This is a genomic window from Mycobacterium sp. 1165178.9 (genome assembly GCF_001673555.1).
Taxonomy (GTDB): Bacteria; Actinomycetota; Actinomycetes; order Mycobacteriales; family Mycobacteriaceae; genus Mycobacterium.
Genome location: NZ_LZMB01000041.1, coordinates 1 through 2,568 on the forward strand (window position 1 = coordinate 1; position 2,568 = coordinate 2,568).

At 67.5% G+C, this 2,568-nt stretch carries 1 protein-coding gene; it reads left to right on the forward strand.

The window, feature by feature from the left end:
- Positions 1-2,568: AAA family ATPase (locus A5652_RS02325; RefSeq protein WP_369805727.1), on the forward strand; the 2,568-nt coding region annotated here is incomplete at both ends.

Genomic DNA, 2,568 nt, shown 5'->3' on the forward strand with positions numbered 1-2,568 from the left:
GCAGACGAGCTGAAACTGATCGGCGCACTGGTTACCGCGGTGGCCCAAGGGCGCGGGGGCGTTCTGGTCATCGAAGGCCCGCCCGGCATCGGCAAGAGTCGTTTGCTCACCGAGGTCTTGGCGCTCGCCGAGAAGGCCAGCGTTCGGACACTGTTCGGCGAGGCCTTCGAGTATCAGCAGACAGTGCCGTTTTTCTCACTGTTCATGGCCACGCTGAACGCCGATCCCCCGGTGGGCGACGCCGAGGCGTTGCGCCAGCTAGGCGGCTCGGCCGATCTGCGCTACTGGGTGGTGCACGATCTGGCCGACGCGATTCATGCCGCGGCCGCGGAAACGCCGCTGGTGATTGTGTTGGAGGACGTTCACTGGGCCGACAACGGCACGCTGTTGGCGCTGCGGTCGCTCACCACCGCGCGGCCGGATGCGTCAGTGCTATGGGTCTTGACTGCCCGCACCGGGGCCGGGGCGCCGGCGGTGCAAGAAACGTTGTCGGTGCTGCAACGCGCGGATGCCACATTTTTGCGGTTGGGGGCCATGACGCCGGACGCGGTCGCCGACATGGTCTGCGACGCCGTGCGGGCGAAAGCCGATGTGTCGCTGCTGAACCTGGCCGCTAAAGCGCACGGAAATCCGTTTCTGGTCAGTGAGCTTGTCGGGGGGCTGGGCGAGGAGGACCGACTGAACGTTACCGGTGGGCGCGTGGTGGCCACCGGATATGAGCTTCCGCGGCGTTTGGGCGCCAGCATGCATCAACGACTCGATCTGCTCTCCGAGGGTGCTTCAGAGGCGGTCCGGGTGGCCGCGGTACTGCCGGACCGGTTCTCGGCCGGCTTGCTGGCCGCGATGCTGGAACGATCGCCGACGTCCCTGCTGTCGGCGCTCGAGGAGGCGGTGCGCGCGGATCTTTTCGTCGAAGACGGTGGGCAGTTGAGATTTCGGCACGACTTGCTGCGCGAGGCCACCCGGCAGTCCTTGCCGCAGTCGTTGCGGCGAGCGATGGAGCGCCAGTCGGCGTCGGTCATGCTCGGGATGGGAGCGGCGCCAGCCGAGGTGGCCACCCAACTGGCACGCAGCGCCGAGCCGGGAGACCGAGAGGCGATCGACGCACTGCGCCAAGCCGCGCAATCGGTTGGCCGCGGCGATGCGAGCGCCGCCGCGGACTTGAGCAAGCGCGCGTTGGAGCTATTGCCCGCCCACGACGCTGACCATGGATCCCTGGTCGCGGAAACGGTGGAGTGGCTCAACCGGGCCAGCCGCTATGGCGAGGCGGAAGAATTGGCCGCCGTGGCGCTCGCGGAGGCGGCTTCGCCCGAAGTCGAGGCTGAGATCCGCCTCCGGCTTCCGACGCATACCAAGCACAGCTCCCCGCGTCGGGTAGAGGAGAACCGCCGAGCGCTGCAGTTGAGCGGGATCAGCGAGGTCACCCGGACACGGCATCTGGCGTGGCTGGCCTTCAACCTGGCGTTGCAGGACAAAAGCGGGCAATGGCGCACCGCAGCCGACGAAGCTGCCGCCGCTGCGGCAGCCACCGGTGATCTCGAGGCCACCATCATGGCCGAGGTCACCCACGCTTTGCTCGATTCTGGTGAGGGGTACGCGGGCCGCGCACTAACCCGCCTCGAACAGCTTCGCCCACTCGCCTACACGAATGAAACGGCGTTGGCACATGCCTATGCCGGGATGTTCCAGGCAAACTTTCTGGCAGTGGTCGGCCGATTGGACGACGCGACCCTCCGGGTCGCCGAAGGCGTAGCGCAAGCCAGCCGGGAGGGCAACTCGTTGGCCCTCACTACCTGGGCCGTCTTTAGTGGGTGGGTCCACCTCGCTGCGGGCCGGCTGTCGGCCGCTCGCGACGCGGCTGATTCTCTGCCGCCCCCACAGCCGACAGGCGCGACTGAGCAGGACGTACATCGTATGCTGACCCTCGCTGAGGTGGCGGCGCACACCGATGACCGGAACTTGCTGCAGCAGACGGCGAATGATGCACGCGATGCCCACTCCATCGGTTCACCTGGCCAACATCGAGCATCAGCGTATGTGCTGACGCGGGCGGCCTGGTATCGCGGTGACGTTCATGAGGCAGCGCGCTGGCTTGGCGACATCAGCCTACTGGGGACACCCCTTTTCCCCCATGCATTGGTTCGGCTGATCTTGGCTGCGCGGGTGGCCTCGGCCGCCGGTGATGCCGGCTTGCGCGCGCGGGTCTTGCAGGCCGCCGAGGTGCTTGAGCGTGAACGACCTGCGGTGCCACTGCTGGCGGCGGTGGCTCGGTATGCCCGCGCGATCCTCGAACACGATGCCCAGTCGTTGGTGGCTGTTGCGGAGTTGCTTCGCACTTCTTCGCGGCCGCTTCTTTACGCCAGCGCTGCCGAGGACGCCGGCGGCGAGCTGGCTCGCGCAGAGCGCAACGCTGAGGCCCTCGATCAACTGAACGCGGCATTCGACACCTACATCGAGTGCGGGGCGACCGCCGACGCCCGTCGGGTCGGCCGCGCGCTGCGTGGGTTGGGCGTGGAACGGCGCATCGTCAGCCACCCGCGAGCAAAAACGGGCTGGGACAGCCTCACC